Source organism: Zoogloea sp. (assembly GCF_023150065.1).
Lineage (GTDB): Bacteria > Pseudomonadota > Gammaproteobacteria > Burkholderiales > Rhodocyclaceae > Zoogloea.
Window position 1 is genome coordinate 280,464 of the sequence record NZ_JAKLLN010000002.1, and the last position, 17,227, is coordinate 297,690.

The window sequence follows — 17,227 nt, forward strand, 5'->3', positions numbered from 1 at the left end:
GGGGGTGTCCAGCGGATCAGTTGCCCGGAGCCGGGGGGAACACGACGATCTCGACGCGCCGGTTGCGGGCGCGCCCTTCGGGCGAGTCGTTGGAGGCGACCGGCACGCTCTCGGCCATGCCCTCGGCCTTGATGCCGCCGTTGCCCGGCAGGCGCGCGGCCAGCAGGGCCGCCACTGCGTCGGCGCGGGCCTTGGAGAGGTGCCAGTTGGACGGGAAGCGCGCCGAGCGGATCGGCTGGTTGTCGGTGTGGCCGCGGACCACCACGCTGCCGCCCAGCTTGCCGATGGCGGTGCCGATGTGGTCGAGCAGTTCGATGAAGGTGGCCGAGGGGGTGGCGCTGCCCGGGTCGAAGAGCCCGTCGCCTTGGGTGAGCACGATGCTCCGGTCGGCCAGGTCCTGCACCACCAGGCGGCCCGAGCGCACATCGGCGGCCAGCTGGCCGGCCAGCCGGTCGGGGGCCGGGGCGGTGGGCGGCGGCGCCTTGGCGACGGCGCTGCGGGGCGTCACGGTGAGGGCCAGGATGTCGGAGAAGGTCGGGTCGGACTGGCGGTTGAGGGCGAAGGAGGCGCCGACATACACCAGGCCGGTGAGCGCTGCGGCCACGGCCGCCACCGCCCACACGGGCAGGCTGTCGCGCAGGGGTTTGCGCTGGCTGGCGCTGGTGCGCCAGTCGGGGGAGAGCTCCCGGTCGGGTTCGCTGCGCACCCGGCTGAGCATGGCGTAAAGGCGCTCGCGCACCTGTTCGAGCTGGGCCGCGCCGTTCTGCAGGACGCGGTAACGGCCCTCGAAGCCGAGGCTGATGATGAGATAGAAGAGCTCCAGCAGGTGGCGGTGGGTGTCGGGCTGCTCGGCCACCTTGCCCATCAGCTGGAAGAATTTTTCACCGCCCCAGGCTTCGTTGTGGAACTGGATCAGCAGGCTGTTCTGGGCCCAGATCCGTTCGCCCCAGGGGGTGTTGGCGGCGGCTTCGTCGAGAAAGGTGCACAGGGCGTAGCGGGCTGCCACCACGTGCTCGTTGGGGCTGCCGGAGGCGCGGGCGCGCCGCTCGAATTCCTGTACCGCCTGGGCCAGGGTGGTGCGCAGGCCGCTGGGGTCGGGCGGGGCCACCTGGCGCAGCTGGGGGGCGAGGTTGAGCAGGGGGCTGGCGGCTGCGACGAGGGGGTTGAGCCCGGTTTCCCAGTCGAGGGCGCTCAGGTCGGTGTGTTCGAAGCGCCCTCCGCCGGGCGGCGGCGGGGGCGAGCCGGCCTGGGGGGCCGGGCGGGCGCCCGGGGACGGAATGATCAGGGTGCGATCGGCGGGCATCTGCCCGAACGGATCATCGTGTGCCATGGGGCAAACCTCTCAATGGCACCCCCGCGCCGGCGGGAGTGGAACGATTGCGCCGGGGCCCGCGCCTAGGCGCGGATGGCCCACAGGGAAAGATCAAGGCCGGGAAAGTCGCCGGTGACATAGATGCCGAGGGCGCCGGAGGCATCCAGCTGCTGCCAGAGGTCGCCGGTGTTGTCGAGTTCGAAGTAGGAGAAACCCGCGTGGTAGGGGATCTGCCGCGGGGCCACCGGCAGCGGACGCAGGGCGATGCCGGGCAGCTGCAGGTTGACCAGGTCGCGCATGCGCTCCAGCGGGCCGAGCTTGGCCTGGGCCGGGAAGCGGGTGCGCAGCATCTCGCCGGGGAGCTGGGCATTGACGGCCAGGATGAAGCCGGCGTTGCGCAGCAGGCTGCGGTCGATGATGTGGCCCACGTAGCGCCCCTGCTTGTGGTCCTGCAGGTCGATGGCGATGGCGTTCTGGTCGAGCAGGGTGGTGAGCCCCAGGCGGATGGCGCGGATCAGGGGCAGGAAGCACAGGTCGAGTTCGTCGTGGCAATACACCGGGAAATCCCCGGGACGGCGCTCGGTGGTGGCGAGGGTGGACAGCTCGCCGGCCACTTCGAGCAGGCGCTCGAACAGGTGGTGGGGGTGCAGCGGGCGGTCGGAGCGGAACTGGTCGAACAGCGGCTGGTAGCGGTTGACGGTCATCAGGAACAGGAAATCGGCCACCTCGGCCACGCCACCGGCGCCCGGATGGGCCAGTCGCGAGGCCAGGGCGTCGCCGCGCTGGTGGAGCAGGGCGCTGACTTCCTTGATGTAGCCCTCGAGCACCGGTGAGGTGGCGCTGTCGAGTACCGGGGGGATGTAGCCCCGGTCGAGGAGCAGGCTGTTGTCGGCGCGCTTTTCGGTGACACGGACCACGCCGATCCGGGTGTAGGCATCGGTGAGCGGGTCGCTCAGGGCCAGGCGCAGCTTGGGCTGCCCCACCTGGATGCCGACGGTGCCGCCTTTTTCGGTGTGGGCGTCGCTGAGTTCGAAATCCACCGGCTCATAGCGGGCCAGGCGGGCGGTGGCGTCGGCGGAATCGGGGCTGACCTCGAGGCCCTGGGCCCGTCGCAGGGGCAGCGCCAGGCAGACGATCTGGTCCTTGGCGTCCTTGGGGAAATCCAGTGCCGGCGGCGGGAGGTCGATGCCCGGAATGTCGAAGGGGGTGCCGTCGGGCAGCACGCCCCGGGCTTCGACGATGGCGAGCTTGCCGGCCAGCAGGGCGGCCTCGTCGATGACCAGGTGGGAGAAGCCCCAATGGTTGCCGAACAGGGGCGCCACGCGGGATTCGACCCACCAGGCGGCGTGGCGGTCCTGCTGCTGAAAATGCTGGGGTTGGAGAAACAGGCCTTCCGACCAGACAACCCGACTGAACCAAGACATTGTGATGATCTCCAGGGCCGGAGGCCGGTCAGCGTTGGGGAGCGATGCTGACCGTATCCCGCCCGACTTTCGCCTGCAGGGTATTGAGCGTGTTTCGCTGGATGGGGGCCACGGCCCGCCAGACTGTTCGATTGGGGTCACGGTAGGCCACGAAGACACCGATGGACTTGACCTCGGCGCCTGGTCGCAGGAGCGTCTTGACGCTCTCACCCGGCCGCAGGGTGATCTCCTCCCGCTGCACGCTGGTGGCGCCGAGGGTCTTCTCGTCGGCATCGAAGAGCGAGAAGAAATCGGCCGCCTCGAAGGAGGCCGGGTGGGACAGCAGGTAGTAGCGCACCACCACCGGGGTGGAGCGGCCGCGGCTGTCCTGATTGACGGTCGTATCTGCCTGGAGTGTCAGCTGAACCAGCGTGGGCGGAAGCTCCGGAACTTGCGGCTTGCTGCCGCCACAGGCGGCCAGCGCAATGCACAGGCCTGCCCAGCAACTGGTCTTGAATGGCTTCCACATGAATCGGGGTCCGCGAGTCGACGACCGCAGCAGTTTATCCTGTAACCACAGCGCTTGAGCGCCGGATAAAAGGCCACGAAGCATTATCATTTTTGCTAAGGTGAGCGAATAAGGACGTCGGCGCGCGGTGCCCTCCCAGGGTTGGGCGCGACCAGGCATCAAGCCACAACGTCATCACCGCAGAGGGAGCCTCACATGCGCGTTTCGCTTGTCTCGAAAGTGTCCGTCGCGTCTGTTGTCTGCTCGTTTGTCATGGTGCTTGTTGCCGGCTGCGGCGGTTCGGGCAGCGCCGATGGTGTCAAGAAAGGCACGGGCGCAACGCTCACCTCCCTGCAGGTGGAGGGGCGCGACGGGGATGGCGACAGCCTGAACTACCAGTGGCGGGTGACGGCCGGCAGCATCGACAACCGCAATGCCAGCGCCACCACCTGGACCCTTCCCGACGGCCCCGGCATGCACTTCGCCTATGTGCTGGTCGGCGATGGCAAAGGGGGCTACGTCGAGCAGCAATACGCCGTCTCCAGCGATGCCTTCCGCATCCCCGCCCCGCAGGCTGCGCCGGCAAGCTATACCGCGCCGGCCGTGGCGGCCAGTGATGAGGTGAAGGGCGGAACCGTGCGGCTCCGCTTCATCGCGGATTTCGACACCACCTTCCACGACGGGGCCGCTTCGGGGGCCCGTAACGTCTATCTGCCCGACGTTCGGGTGAGCGTGACCAGGGCCGGCACGGGTGAGGCGGTGTATTCCGGTACCAGCAACCTCGGCGGCGAGCTGACGCTTCCGGCCCTGAACGGGGGCGAGCAATTCAACATCGTCTGCAGCGGCCCCCAGGGAAACATCCTCGAGGGCTGCAGCACGCTGACGGGCGCGGCGGTCTCGCAAGGGCTGCAACTGGCCGTCAAGGCGCCGTCGAACGTGCACAACCTGCGCCTGTACGGGCATGTCGGGCTGGCGGATGGTGGCCTCTGCGGCGTGGACAACGCGTTTTTCGGGGCCCAGTCCACCGCCACCGTCCAGGCACTGCAGGCGGATGGCAGCAGCATCACCGCGCCGGTCCGGGTGAACCGCTTTGGTGACTACGTGCTGGACGCTGCGGTGCTGGTGAATGCCCGCCTCAAGCTCCGCATCCGCTGCGAGGCTTACTCGGCGACCCTCGACCTGCCCACCCCGACGGGGGGCTATCTGGGCAATGCCATCGAGTTCTCCCACGTCATTCCCAACAGCCGGCCGGCCATGGTCAGGATGCTGGCCAACGGCCCGGACGGCAATGTGCGGGGCCAGATGGTGGTGCCGGTGGCGGGGGCCTTTTCGGTGGCACAGCCCCGTTCCGACCACTTCCTGACCTACAAGGGCGCCGACAGCCGGGTAGGGGCCTGCAACTATTACCGGGCCTTCGGGGCGGTGAAGGACTGTGACGCCCAGGGCAACATGGTGGGCGCCATCACCCTGGAGGACTGGAAGCGCGAGAACAGGATAGGCAGCTACCGGGCCGGCAACGAGGAGGTCTCGGCCACCTATGTGAATCAGCGCGACCTCAACCTGGTCCGGCGCATGGTGGCCACGCAGAGCGCCCCGGACCGGATCGCCTTTGTCGTCTGCAACCACCCCGGCCCGGACGGTGACACCCAGCGCGAGACCAATGAGGTGATCGACACGGCCCTTGCCGACGAGAAGCAGGTTGCCTGCGTCGCCATGGAGTATTCGCCGGCCGCGGGGCGGAGCGATGGCAAGCCCTTCACCAAGTTCCTGACCTTCGGCCCTGACGGCAAGCTGGTGTTGTCGGTCAATCTGGACGGGCGCGGCGAGAAATACATGCCTGGCGCCTGCGTGGCTTGCCACGGTGGGGCAAATTACCTGGGGCGCTTCCCGGAAGCGGGGCATCCCAGCCCGGACCTGAAAGCGAACTTCCTGCCCTTCGATACGGGCAACTACCTGTTCTCGACCCGCCGGGGTTTTTCCGAGGCCGAGCAGGCCGCCGCCATCCGCAAGCTCAACGATCTGGTCGTCGCAACCCAGCCCGCCACCGCCACCCGCAAGCTGGTCCAGGGCTGGTACGCCAAGTCGGCCCTGAACCTGGACAAGGCTTACGTGCCGCCGGCCTGGGTCAGCTACGACACGGTCAGGCCCGGTGCCGCGCGCTTCTACCGGGAAGTGGTGGGCACCTCATGCCGGACTTGCCACGCCTCCATGCAGGACGACTTCGACTGGGATTCAGGGGCGGCCCAACCCCTGCTGCTGAGCCGCGTGGCCCTGCCCCATGTCTGCGGCGGCAAGGCCGACTTGTATGCAAACGCCTCCATGCCGAACGCCCTGATGTCCCTGGACAAGCTCCAGGCCCACATCCAGGCCGACCCCTCCCTGGCGACGCTGGTGAAGGATTTCCTGGGCTGCATCACCCCCGCCCCGGATCCGGTCTATCCCCGTCGCTGATCCCCGAACATCCCGCCGGACCCCAGGAAAACCCGATGAAATCATCCACCCCCACCCTCAAGATCCTGACCGCGCTGCTGCTGAGCGTGGGGCTCGCCGCGTGCAGCAGCGTCAAGGGGCCCGCCGCTGCGGGCGGTGCCCGTAACGCTCCGGAGGCGGCCCAGGGCGCAGCCGGCGGTGGCGATCCGGACTACACCGCAGAGCTTGCCCCGCAATCGACCCCCCGGTCTCCGCGCAAGCCCCTGGTCGCACCGTCACCGATCAAGTTCGAGGACGCCATCACCCGGGCTGGCGACAAGCTCTTCGAGGATGCCCTGGCCGAGGTGGGCAGCGGCAAGCGGGCCGTGGTCATCGACCCCCTGATCGATGCCAATACCGGTGCCCAGACCGTCAGCACGGTCAAGATGGGGCAGCAGCTCCAGGCCCTGCTCAAGCAGCGCCGCTACAACAATTTCACCGTCAAGCCGCTGACCCGGCAGACCCTGGCGGAGCAGCCCCTGCTGCTGATCGGCACCCTCACGCCGGTCAATGTCGAGCGGGCCGTCGACACGCCTCCCGATGCGTTCCGGGTCTGGCTCACGGTCATCGACCTTAAGACCCGGCGGGTGGTCGCCAAGCAGATCGACCGGGCCACCGTGGGCTCGGTGAATCCCGAGCCGCTGCCTTACTTCCGTGACAGCCCCAGCTGGCACAAGGACAAGACGGTGATGGGCTACATCAACTCCTGCCAGGTCAATACCCAGGTTGGCGACCCGGCAGACCCGGACTACCTGTCCCGCCTGCCCGCCGCCGCCGTCATCAACGAAGCCATGCTGGCCTACAACGACGGCAAGATCGGCGATGCCAACGCCCTCTACAAGGAGGCATCCCAACTGGCCGACCGGGGTGACCTGCGCGTCCTCAACGGCCTTTACCTGACCAGCTGGCAGCTGGGCCAGCGGGACGCGGCGCAGGACGCCTTCGGCCGGCTGGTGGCCTCGGGTCTGGAGGCCAAGCGCCTGCCCATGAAGCTGCTTTTCAAGCCCGGCACGGTCAACTTCAACGACCTGGGCGACCTTCCCACCCAGTACCAGCTGTGGCTCGCCACCATGGCCAGGGAAGCCGGCAAGACGCCCGCCTGCATGAAGGTGGTCGGGCATACCAGCCGTACCGGCAGTGCCAGTGCCAACGAGCGTCTGTCCCTGCGCCGTGCCGAGGCGGTGAGCAAGCTGCTGGAAGGGCGTGACCGTTCGCTGCGGTCCCGGCTGTCGGTAGGCGGCGTCGGCTCCCGGGAGGCCCTGATCGGGCTGGGTACGGACGATCAGCGGGATGCACTGGACAGGCGGGTGGAGTTTCGGGTCGTCGACTGCATCTAGGCGTCGGTCTCACAGCCGGCCCGGCAAGGGCCGGATACGCGCATTCTTGGGGGGCACATCGGCATGTTCAGGAATCTTCGGAATGCAGGACGGGTCGCGCTGGCCTTGTCCGGACTTGCCATGGCGGGTGCGGCCCTGTCCGCAGGCACCCCAAGCTCGGCACTCTGGACGACCGTCTGCCAGACCTGCCACCAGGGGAAGGACCACCCCGGCTTTGTGTCCACGCCGTCGAACCCTCCCTTGACGGTCACCTACCCGCCGATCCTCAACTCGGCCGATCGACTTGACTATACCTGGCTGGATTCGCTGGCCGGCTTGCAGGCCCACATCGCGAGTGTCGCCACGTCGACCTCCACCATGAAGTCGTATTACGACACCTACATCGTTGGTGGCACGACCGATGTGGATGAGTTGCGTGTCTTCCTGCTGGCCGCCCTGGATGGCGCCTTCGACAAGATGGGTGTCAGTTTCGGCAGCAGTGACATCAATGTTGCAAAGACCGACAGCGTCACCATTACGAACCTGCGGGCAAGCAATCTGGTGGTCAATACGGGGTCGGTCAGCGTGACTGACGCGACGAATTACCTGATCAATCCGGCGTCGAGCACCTGCTTTAGTCAGCCGAGCCTGAATCCGGGCGACTCATGCACCCTTTCGGTTTCCTTCAAACCGGCGAGCGCCGGCCTGAAATCCGCCACCCTCGAGGTTCCGCTCACCCCAGCCGGTGGTGACCCCACCCCGAAGGTGGCAAGCATTGCGTTGTCGGGGACGGGGAGCGCGCCGCCGCCGATCCCTGTCCCCATCCTCAGCTCCGGCAACATTGCCGCGCTGATGGATCGTCCGGTGGGGGAGAGCAGCACCGCAGATCTGACACTGGCCAATGTCGGTAACGCTCCGGTCACCCAACTGGCCGTCGCCATCCAGGGGGCTGCCGCGGCCGATTACACCTTCACCGAAGACTGCTCCACGAATCCTCCGGCGCCCGGTGGTGTCCAGACCTGCGCGGTCCACATCAGTTTCAAGCCCACAGCCCTGGGGGTTCGGGAGGGCTCCGTGGTGGTCAGCTACTCGGGCGGTACGCCGACGCAGAATTTCTCCCTGCCGGTGGTGATGAACTTCAGGGGCATCGTCCCGCCGAAGCCCACGGCCACTTTCACCGCGTCCACCGACTTCGGCAGCCAGGGGGTTGGTAACGTGTATCCGCCCCGGCGGCTCACCTACACCAACTCCGGAGTGGTCACGATCGCCAATGTTGCCGTGTCGATCTCCGGCGAGGGCTTCTCGGTGCTCAGCCCCGCCTGCCCGGCCACGCTGGCGCCGGGGGCCAAGTGCAATATCGACGTGCAGTTCATGCCTGCGCTGGCGGACAGCAGCTACGCGGGTGTGGTGAGCGTGGCGAGTAACGCCGACGGCGCGCCCCACAAGGCCACCCTGAGCGGTCGCGGGGTGAATGAGCCGACCCCCGTGCTGGCCTGGTCTGCCGCCGGTGGCGCGGTCGATTTCGGCGCTGTTGCGGTCGGCGCGAGCCGCGATCTGGAGGTGACGCTCACCAACCCGGGGCCGGCGGCGGTGATACTCCGGGTCGCCAACATCCTTGGTGCACAGGCTCAGTCCTTCCTCGTGGTGCCGGTCTCGTGCCAGTTCGGCGACTATCTCACCGCAGGGCAGTCCTGCAAGTTCAGGCTCAGCTTCAAGCCCGGTTCGTCCGGCACCAAGGTCGCCGATGTCCAGGCCGGCACGACGGGGAGCGCACCGGGCCTGCTGACGGTCACGGGCATCGGGCTCAGCGGGCCGGAGCCCCGGGCCGCGCTCTCTGCGACGGCCTTGAGCTATACGGCGGTCCGGGTCGGCTCCAGTTCGGCACCGCAGCTCATCACCCTGCGCAGCAATGGCTCGGCGTCCCTGCAGATCAACGATATTGCGGTCAGCGGTGCCTTCGTGATCAGCGCGCAGACCTGTGCGGCACCGCCTTTCAGCCTGGAACCGGGCTTCGAGTGCACCCTCTCGGTGAGCTTCAAGCCCACCACGGAAGGCGTGCTTGCGGGAAGCGTGAAGATCGCCTCCAACGCGGCAGACCCTGCGGAATGGCAGGTCAGCCTGAGCGGCACGGCCGACCCGGCGCCCAAGACCTCGGGGGGCGGCGGCTGCTCCCTGGCGCAGGGCGATTCACCCGTCGATCCGACCCTGTGGCTGCTGGCCGCTGCCGCCCTGGGCGTGCTGTGGTGGCGTGGGCGCAGGGCATGAGCCGCTTGCCAGACCTTGCCGTCCGGCCGGCAGCGGGCCTGCTGCTGCAGTCTGCCGCGGTGCTCGCCCTGGCCGTCGGTGCCGCGGGCCTGAGCGGCACGGCGTGGCGGGGGCTTGTCCTGCTGCTGTTTGCCCCCGTGGTCGAGGAGATCATCTTCCGCCGGGGGCTGCAGGAGGCGCTGTTGTCGCGCCGCTGGCCCCGCTGGCAGGCCAACCTGGCCGTGGCGCTGCTGTTTGCCCTGGCCCACTGGGCCCTGAGGGGCCAGGTGGAAGCCGTTGCCGTGGTGCTTCCGGCCCTGCTGCTTGGCGCCCTCTACGGGCGGTGGCGGCGGCTGGCACCCTGCGTGCTGGCCCATGCCCTGATGAATGGCATCTGGCTGCTGGCTGTACCGACCCTCCCTTGAATCGACCCCAGGCATTGCGTCCCGCCGACACTCAGGAGCAGACACAGGCTGAACACCATGAAAAAGACATCCACGATCCTGACGGCAGTCCTGGGCGGCCTGCTCTTCATCGGGGCCGACGCGGCCCGGGCCCAGGTGGATTACAGCGTCTATGGCGTTGCCGATCTCTCTTACGGCGCCTTCGGGCAGAGCGGGCTGGCCAGGGATGTGCGCTTCAACAGCAACTCCCTGTCGCCGAGCTTTGTCGGCTTCACCGGCAGCTACGGCTTTGAAGAGGGGTGGAGCGTGGCGGCGGTGGCCGAGACCTTCATCCGTTTCCATGATTTCAAGACCGGCCGGCGTGACTCCGACCCCCTGCTGTCGAGGAACGCCTTCATCGCCCTGCGCAACAATGACTACGGCGCCCTGCGCTTCGGCCGCCTGCAGACCCTGATCTTCGACACCACCAACCGCTTCAACGCGCTGGGCAATTCGCCCCTGTCACCGGCGATCCGCCAGCTTTTCTTCAGCGGCAACATCGAAGGGGTGGACGGGGATTTCTACTGGGACAACGCCGTCGGCTACACCAGCCCCAACTTCGACGGACTGAGCTTCAACCTGATGCACGCAGTCCAGAAGCACGACGAACGGGGCAGCTACCAGGGGGGCAGCGTGGTGTGGTCCGTGGGCCTGCTGTCCCTTGAGGCGGCGGCCCAGAACGTGCATGTGAATGACGGCATCAAGGACCCGACCAGGGAGACCACCTGGCAGCTGGGGAGCAGCTACAACTTCGGCTTTGCCCGGGTGTTCGGCCTTTACTCCCAGGTGCGGGACCGTGCCCTGGATGCCAGAAGCAAGCTGGCCTCGGCGGGGGTCAGTCTGCCCCTGGGCCCGGGCTCACTGCTGTTCCAGGTCGGGTCGTCCACCACCGAAGGGGCTGCGATCGACCGCAAGCACACCACCATCAGCTCGGCCTACCTGTATGAATACGACAGCACGACGGATGTCTACGTGATCGGCATGGACGACCGGGTCCGCGGTCAGTCCAGCGGGCAGTCGGTGGCCCTGGGGGTGCGTTTCAAGTTCTGACGGGGCGGGCGGCCCCAGGGGAGCAGAGATGACGGCATTGAACAGCTGTTACGTGGATCAGGGCGTTTGGGAGCATGCCGAACGTGGCATGCGTGTCGAGGGGGTGAACGATTTTTCGCCCGGTACGGTGCTCTTCCGGTTCGTCCAGCGGGCGGATGTGGCTGATGAGAGGATCGCTGACCAGGAAAGCGGTCAGCGTCATCTCCCGCACCAAGATGAAGCACAGTGAGGCCCTGGCGGACGGAGAAATCGAGGTCTTCCTGCGCAGCGTGGCGGCTTCCTGAAGCGGGCTGCAGGCCGTCATCCTGGCTTGATGGGTGCCCTCGCCCGGGGGCGAATTCACTCGACCTCGGACTTTGGTTGGCGTCGGCGTGTGGGGCTAGCGGCAGCGCGCCTTGTCGAAGCGGGCCAGGAGTTCGGGTGAGCTCTCGCCGAGGGAGATGCGCTGCAGGATGCTGGCGCACTCGGCGGAGCGGGGGGCGGCCGCTTTTTCGGGTTTGGCCGGTTTGGCGGTTGTCGTGGCTGCGGTTTCGACCGGTGCCTTGCGCACGGGGGCGGGCGTGGCCGGTGTCTCTCTGGGAGCGGGGCGGGCGACCGGGGCCGGGGATGGTGCTGCCCCTGGAGCGATGGTCGGGGGCGTCGATGGGGTGACTGACGGGGCCGGTTTTGCCGCTGCTTCGGTTGGCTCCGGGCGTGAAGGCGGGGGTGCGGCTTCTTGTGCTGCGGATGGGGTGGGGCGCGCTGCAGTGGGGGGCGTCGCTTCCACCGGACGTTCCCTGGTGCTCAGCCACCAGGCTGCCGCCATGGCACAGGCGAGGGCCAGACCGCCCGCCAGCGCGATGGGGGAGGCACGGCGTGGGGATGCCGCAGTGGCCTCGGCCGGCAGCGGGCTGACGCCGGGCGCGGGCGGGCTGCCCGGGGGCGGGGCGCTGGCCTTGTCCGGGTGCGATGATCGCCGTTCCAGGTCGTGGACGAGGTCGGCGATGGTCTGGGTACGGGCCTCGGGTCGGGCAGCCAGGGCCCGGTCGATGGCTTCCAGGAAGCCCGCGCTGAAGCCCGCCGGCGCACGCTCCGCCAGAGGGCGGTACTGGTCATTGAGCAGCCGACCCACCGAGGGCGGCGGGGTGCTGCCGGTGATGGCCCAGTGCATGGTGGCTGCCAGGGCGTAGATGTCGGTCCACGGCCCCTGCTTCATGTCGGGCAGTTCGGCGTATTGCTCGACCGGCGCGTAACCGGGCTTGAGGATGACGGTGAGGGCCTGGGTCATGTCGCCGATCACCCGGCGGGCCGCCCCGAAGTCGAGCAGCAGGGGGCGGCCAGTGCCTTCCAGCAGGATGATGTTGTCCGGGGCGATGTCCCGGTGGAAGCACTGTTCGCCGTGAATGAGCCGGAGGGCGTCACACAGGGGGGTGAGGATCCCGGTCAGCCAGGCCTCGCTGACCTTGGTCCGGCCTGCCTGGATGTGGTCCTTGAGGGTCTCCCCTTCGTAGAGGGGCATGACCATGTAGGCCGTGCCGTTTGCCTCCCAGAAGCGATACACCTTGACCAGCGAGGGATGGTCGAACTGGGCCAGGAGCTTTGCTTCATTCACGAAGCTCCGGAGGCCGGCCTCATAGGTGCCCCGATGGCGCTCGGAGCGGGGCGCCACGGTTGCCGGGCCCTTGCGCGAGGCGATCGAGGCGGGCATGTACTCCTTGAGCGCCACCTTGCGCTCCAGGGAGTGATCCCAGGCCAGATAGACGATACTGAAGCCGCCTTCACCGATTTTCGCCCGCAACTCGAATTCGCCGATCAGGGTGCCCGCAGGCAGCGCCTGCCCGTCCCCTTCATCGTTGATCCGCGGGGCACCCCCCGGTGTGGCCGAGGTGTCATCGCCGGCAGCAGAGAGAATGGTGCGGTCGTCTTCTTCCGGTGCGTTGCTCATGGCCGATCAGGGGGCTGGGAAATGCGTCAGTCTTGTGCGTTCGGGCGAGGGAAGGTGGCGGCTGAACGGTGCGGGGGCCACACCCGAACCATCGTAGCATGCCCGGGTGGTGGCTTCGGTGCCTGTCCGTCTCTCCGCCGGAAAAGCAAACACCCTGCATCCGGAGAGTGCAGGGTGTTGATTTTCAGTGCTTTCTGGTGCCCGGAGCGGGACTTGAACCCGCAAGGCTTGCGCCGGCGGATTTTAAGTCCGTTTCAAGGTCTGCCATTGTTGCCCTTTGTTGGTCAGATCAATGGCTTAGGGTTGTAACGTTTCAAATCTTGATGATGGTGTCGCTGTAGAGCGCCACAAGGGGATCGTGGGTCATCAGCCGCATGGGCTCGACAAGCGCCTGAGCCACCAAGATGCGGTCAAATGGGTCCTGGTGGTGCGCAGCGATGTCTTCAACCGCCATTGCATGTTCTGCCTCGATTGCCAGGAAGCGATAGCCGGACTCGCCGAAGTAGCGCACGGCGTCCTGGCTGGATACGGGCATGTCGCCCCGGCCTAACGCGTGCTTGATTGCGATTTCCCACACGCTGGCGGCGCTGATCCAGACGGTCGTCTTCGGAGACTGGATCAGTTCCCGTGCCTTCTGCGGCAGTTTCGGGCTGTCTGTGATCGCCCACAGGGCAACATGGGTGTCCAGCAGCAGGTTCAAGATTGCTCCCCGCCCATGAACAGCCGTGCCACTTCTTCGTTATGGGCGTCGATGGTATCCGGCACCTCGAACTTGCCCTTGGCAACCCCGATGCGCTGCCCGACCGGCACCGTATCTATTGGAACCAGCTTGGCGGCGGGACGACCATTGCGGGCAATGACGATTTCACGCTCCTGACCTTGCTCGATGGCTTCCACCAAACGGGACAGCGAGGACTTGGCTTGCAGCATATTGACAGATTGCATGGCATGCTCCAGAAACAGTGTAGTTAGCCTAGTCTAGCTAACTGCCAAGGACAAGCAAAGGGGGCTTCCATCCAAGAGCAGGTGAAGGTCAAGAAGAAAAGGCCGAAGTTCGAGGATGTGGCGATGCGGCGGATGGTGTTGTCACCCCCTCACCACCAAAGAAAAACGCCCTGCGGTCAGTGATCGCAGAGCGTTGTTTTCTAATAGCTATTTCTGGTGCCCGGAGCGGGACTTGAACCCGCAAGGCTTGCGCCGGCGGATTTTAAGTCCGCTGTGTATACCGATTTCACCATCCGGGCGGGGAGGGCTTCAGCGCTGGGGCTGCTCCGGCAGGGTGATGTTGACCTCGAGGATCTCGCAGTTGTCCTGCTTTTCGAGCTGGACCTTGATGTCGTCGGGGCCGACATTGACGTACTTGGAGATCACGGCGATCAGTTCGCGCTGCAGCTCGGGCAGGAAATCCGGTGCCCGGTTGGTGCCGCGCTCGTGGGCGATGATCAGGGACAGGCGTTCCTTGGCGACGGAGGCAGTCTTCTGCTTGGAGCCGAAGAAGTAGGAGAGGAGGGACATCTCACTTGCCTCCGAAGATGCGCTTCAGCAGGCCGGGCTTTTCGTAGTTGACGAAGCGCAGGGGCCGTTCTTCTTCGAGAAAGCGGGCAATGACGTCCTGGTAGGCGGTGGCCACGTCGCTGTCCTTCAGGTGGATGGCCGGGGTGCCCTGGTTGGAGGCCTGGAGCACGTCGTCGGATTCGGGGATGACGCCGATCAGGGGCACGCGCAGCAGTTCCTGGACGTCCTTGTAGGAGAGCATCTCGCCGTCTTCGACACGCTTGGGGGCGTAGCGGGTGACCAGCAGGTGTTCCTTGACCGGCTCGCGGCCTTCCATGGCGCGACGGCTCTTGCTTTGCAGGATGCCGAGGATGCGGTCGGAGTCGCGTACGGAGGAGACTTCGGGGTTGGAGACCACGATGGCCTCGTCGGCGAAGGTGAGGGCCATCACGGCGCCCCGTTCGATGCCGGCGGGGGAGTCGCAGATGACGTAGTCGAAGCCCATGTGCTCGAGCTCCTTGAGCACCTTCTCGACGCCTTCTTCGGTCAGCGCGTCCTTGTCGCGGGTCTGGGAGGCCGGCAGGATGAAGAGGTTCTCGCAGTGCTTGTCCTTGATCAGGGCCTGGTGCAGGTTGGCTTCACCGTTCACCACGTTGATCAGGTCGTACACCACGCGGCGCTCGCAGCCCATGATGAGGTCGAGGTTGCGCAGGCCCACGTCGAAGTCGATGACGGCGGTCTTGTAGCCACGCAGGGCCAGACCGGTGGAAATGCTTGCGCTGGTGGTGGTCTTGCCGACGCCACCCTTGCCGGACGTTACTACGATGACGCGTGCCACGATGTCCCCTTAAGTCTGTGAGTCGCTGCTTCAGTCGTTCTGAAGCGGCATGATTTCGAGAGTGTGCAGGTTGTCCGAGCCGCTCAGCCGCACCTGGGCGCTGCGCCCGGCGACGGCCTGCGGGATGCCCCGTTCGAAGGTGCGGTACACCCCGGCGATGGAGACCAGCTCGGGTCCGAAATTGGTGCTGAAGATGCGGGCGCTGGTGTCGCCCCGGGCGCCGGCGAGGGCGCGGCCGCGCAGGGGGCCATAGCAATGGATGCAGCCGTCGGCGATGACCTCGGAACCCGGGCTCATGCCGGCCAGCAGCACCAGGTCACCACCCTTGGCATAGACCTGCTGGCCGGAACGCAGGGGGCGCTCGACGACCATGGTGGAGGGGGGGGCTGTGCTTGCTGCCGCGGCCGGCTGGGGTGCCGGTGCAGCTTCGGCAGGAGCGGGCGGCGGCGGGGTCTGGGGCTTGGGCGGGGCGATGGGGCGCTCGGCGGAGATGCCCTCCGGGCCGAGGATGGCCAGGTTGGCCCGGCGGGCACCGTCGTGCAGGTAGTCCGGCAGGTTGCGCACGCCGATGGGCTGCACCTGGTAGCGGCGCAGCAGGCTGATGATGGCGGTCCAGTCCACCCGGTCCGGGGTGCTGGCGAGCTGGGCGAAGTCGAGCACGGCGGGTTCGCCGGCGAAGAAGTCCGGCATGCCGCCCAGCATCATGTGCAGGGCATCGGCGAGACGCACGGCTTCGGTTTCACGGACGTGGGCGGTCATTACCGCCAGGCTGGCGCCTTTGAACTCGATCAGTTTGCCCTGCAGGGAAGCGTCGGCCATGGATATCGGGTGAGGGGTTAGCGGACTAAAACCGGTGAAGTCTACTTTTCAGCAGGGTTTCGGGCAAGTCCGCGTGCCAAATGCCTGAAGATCAGTGCAGGGTGCGGGGTTCGGCGGGGGGCTCGGCGAACAGGGCGGCCACGTCGTCGGCATCGAAGCGGTATTCGTGGTTCGACAGGTCGTCGTGGATCAGGATCTCGCCGTGCTCGGCCAGCATGGCGTCGAGCTCGGCCCGGCCCAGGGAGCGCAGCATGTCGCGCACCTTGTCCCAGTCCTGGGGCCACTCGTGGGTCACCTCGCGGGCATCCAGGAGGCGCACGGTCTCCTGGTGGAACAGGCGGATCAGGATGTCTTCGGCAGAGAGCCCAAGGAGTTCATCCTCGCGGATCGTGGCGGCCAGGCGGGTGATCCGGTCCCAGCCGTCCGGGTCCTTGCGGTCGGCGTCGGGGAGCTTCTGCAGGAACAGGCAGGCGGCGCCGTGGGACGAGGCTGCGGTGTGCAGGGCGGCGGGCTGTTGCTCGGACTGGGTGAGGTAGTGCTCGAAGACTTCGGCCACGGAGTTGCCTTCGATGGGCACGTAGCTCTGGTAGGGCTGGCGCAGGCCAGGCATGTCCAGGGTCAGGAGGAGCTGGCCGTCACCCACCAGGTCGGCGATGCCGGCCTTGCCGGCGGCTTCGACGCTGGCCTTGGCGTAGCCGCGCAGGTTGAGGCCCTCGGTGACATCCACCACCAGCAGGCTCACCGGGCCGTGGCCCTGGAGCTGGATGGTGAGGCGGCCGGACTGCTTGAGGTTGCCGCCGATGACGCTGGCCACGGCGCTCATGGCGCCCAGCATGTCGCGCACCGGGGCGGGGTAGTCACGATTGACGAGCAGGGCCTGCCAGACGTCGTCGAGGCGCACGATGGCGCCGCGGATGTCGAGGTCTTCAAGGAGGAAGCGCTGGATTGTGGAGGTGCTCATTCTGTCGTCCCCGCAGGGCTGAGAAAGCTGGTGTAGAGGGCGGTGTCGAGGCCGACCAGCAGTTGTCCGCTGTCCGTCTCGATGACCGGCCGGCGGATCACGCTGGGGAATTCCTGCATCAGCTGTACGGCGGCGCTCTGGGTGTCGATGGCCTGGCGCTCGGCGGGCAGCTTGCGCCAGGTGGTGCCGCGGGTGTTGATCAGGCTCTTCCAGCCGATGGCCTTGCTCCAGGCGTGCAGGCGGGCGGAGTCGATGCCGGATTTCTTGTAGTCGTGGAAGGTGAAGGCGACGCCGTGCTCGTCGAGCCAGGCGAAGGCCTTCTTCATGGTGTCGCAGTTCTTGATGCCGTAAATCGTCGTCATGGGGCTGGAAGCAGCGCGACGCCCCGGGAGGCGTCGCTGGAAAATCAAGGAGATGGGGCGGATTTTAGCCGCCCGTGGGTGTCC

The 17,227-nt window shown here is 67.0% G+C and carries 16 protein-coding genes and 1 tRNA gene; 5 read left to right on the top strand and 12 right to left on the bottom strand.

Annotation, left to right across the window (positions count from 1 at the left end; genetic code table 11):
* Positions 1-16: 16 nt before the first annotated feature.
* The 3 genes from icmH to tssJ all read right to left on the bottom strand — a co-directional run bounded on the left by icmH (position 17) and on the right by tssJ (position 3,244).
* Positions 17-1,330 (bottom strand): type IVB secretion system protein IcmH/DotU, encoded by a 1,314-nt coding sequence (gene icmH / locus L6Q67_RS04560; RefSeq protein WP_296565976.1) that lies wholly within the window; start codon positions 1,328-1,330, stop codon positions 17-19.
* A gap of 65 nt (positions 1,331-1,395) precedes the next feature.
* The gene (tssK, locus tag L6Q67_RS04565) at positions 1,396-2,736 is read right to left on the bottom strand and encodes a type VI secretion system baseplate subunit TssK (protein WP_296565978.1); all 1,341 of its coding nucleotides are present in this window, start codon (positions 2,734-2,736) and stop codon (positions 1,396-1,398) included.
* 28 nt (positions 2,737-2,764) lie between these two features.
* Entirely contained in the window at positions 2,765-3,244 is a 480-nt protein-coding gene (gene tssJ / locus L6Q67_RS04570) for a type VI secretion system lipoprotein TssJ (RefSeq protein ID WP_296565981.1), read from the bottom strand.
* A 195-nt stretch (positions 3,245-3,439) separates the two neighbouring features.
* Here tssJ and L6Q67_RS04575 point away from each other — a divergent pair, with 195 nt between their 5' ends.
* From L6Q67_RS04575 to L6Q67_RS04595, 5 genes are all read left to right on the top strand, one after another.
* Entirely contained in the window at positions 3,440-5,674 is a 2,235-nt protein-coding gene (locus tag L6Q67_RS04575; RefSeq protein WP_296565984.1) for a hypothetical protein, read from the top strand.
* A gap of 35 nt (positions 5,675-5,709) precedes the next feature.
* Entirely contained in the window at positions 5,710-7,029 is a 1,320-nt protein-coding gene (locus L6Q67_RS04580) for an OmpA family protein (RefSeq protein ID WP_296565986.1), read from the top strand.
* Between the two features lie 240 nt (positions 7,030-7,269).
* The gene (locus L6Q67_RS04585) at positions 7,270-9,273 is read left to right on the top strand and encodes a choice-of-anchor D domain-containing protein (protein WP_296565988.1); all 2,004 of its coding nucleotides are present in this window, start codon (positions 7,270-7,272) and stop codon (positions 9,271-9,273) included.
* Entirely contained in the window at positions 9,270-9,677 is a 408-nt protein-coding gene (mrtJ, locus tag L6Q67_RS04590; RefSeq protein WP_296565990.1) for a JDVT-CTERM system glutamic-type intramembrane protease, read from the top strand. Before L6Q67_RS04585 ends, mrtJ begins: the two co-directional genes overlap by 4 nt.
* Positions 9,678-9,734: 57 nt before the next feature.
* Positions 9,735-10,745: a porin gene (locus tag L6Q67_RS04595; protein ID WP_296565993.1), complete on the top strand. Its 1,011-nt coding sequence runs from the start codon at positions 9,735-9,737 to the stop codon at positions 10,743-10,745.
* A 379-nt stretch (positions 10,746-11,124) separates the two neighbouring features.
* Here the strand turns inward: L6Q67_RS04595 and L6Q67_RS04600 are convergent, their stop codons facing one another.
* The 9 genes from L6Q67_RS04600 to L6Q67_RS04640 all read right to left on the bottom strand — a co-directional run bounded on the left by L6Q67_RS04600 (position 11,125) and on the right by L6Q67_RS04640 (position 17,143).
* Positions 11,125-12,669, bottom strand: a complete 1,545-nt coding sequence (locus L6Q67_RS04600; RefSeq protein WP_296565997.1) for a serine/threonine protein kinase — start codon at positions 12,667-12,669, stop codon at positions 11,125-11,127.
* 313 nt (positions 12,670-12,982) lie between these two features.
* Positions 12,983-13,369, bottom strand: coding sequence for a type II toxin-antitoxin system VapC family toxin (locus L6Q67_RS04605; RefSeq protein ID WP_296566003.1), 387 nt, complete (start codon positions 13,367-13,369; stop codon positions 12,983-12,985).
* Positions 13,366-13,614, bottom strand: coding sequence for a type II toxin-antitoxin system Phd/YefM family antitoxin (locus tag L6Q67_RS04610; protein ID WP_296566005.1), 249 nt, complete (start codon positions 13,612-13,614; stop codon positions 13,366-13,368). Before L6Q67_RS04610 ends, L6Q67_RS04605 begins: the two co-directional genes overlap by 4 nt.
* Positions 13,615-13,828: 214 nt before the next feature.
* Positions 13,829-13,913, bottom strand: a tRNA-Leu gene (locus L6Q67_RS04615).
* Positions 13,914-13,923: 10 nt separating this feature from the next.
* Entirely contained in the window at positions 13,924-14,184 is a 261-nt protein-coding gene (gene minE / locus L6Q67_RS04620; protein ID WP_296411854.1) for a cell division topological specificity factor MinE, read from the bottom strand.
* A gap of 1 nt (position 14,185) precedes the next feature.
* The gene (gene minD / locus L6Q67_RS04625) at positions 14,186-15,001 is read right to left on the bottom strand and encodes a septum site-determining protein MinD (protein WP_296566008.1); all 816 of its coding nucleotides are present in this window, start codon (positions 14,999-15,001) and stop codon (positions 14,186-14,188) included.
* A 30-nt stretch (positions 15,002-15,031) separates the two neighbouring features.
* Positions 15,032-15,820 carry a septum site-determining protein MinC gene (minC, locus tag L6Q67_RS04630; protein WP_296566011.1) on the bottom strand — a complete coding sequence of 263 codons (789 nt, stop codon included), beginning with the start codon at positions 15,818-15,820 and terminating at the stop codon, positions 15,032-15,034.
* Between the two features lie 91 nt (positions 15,821-15,911).
* Positions 15,912-16,781 carry an Hsp33 family molecular chaperone HslO gene (locus L6Q67_RS04635; protein ID WP_296566014.1) on the bottom strand — a complete coding sequence of 290 codons (870 nt, stop codon included), beginning with the start codon at positions 16,779-16,781 and terminating at the stop codon, positions 15,912-15,914.
* The gene (locus L6Q67_RS04640; RefSeq protein ID WP_296566017.1) at positions 16,778-17,143 is read right to left on the bottom strand and encodes an ArsC family reductase; all 366 of its coding nucleotides are present in this window, start codon (positions 17,141-17,143) and stop codon (positions 16,778-16,780) included. Before L6Q67_RS04640 ends, L6Q67_RS04635 begins: the two co-directional genes overlap by 4 nt.
* Positions 17,144-17,227: the final 84 nt, after the last annotated feature.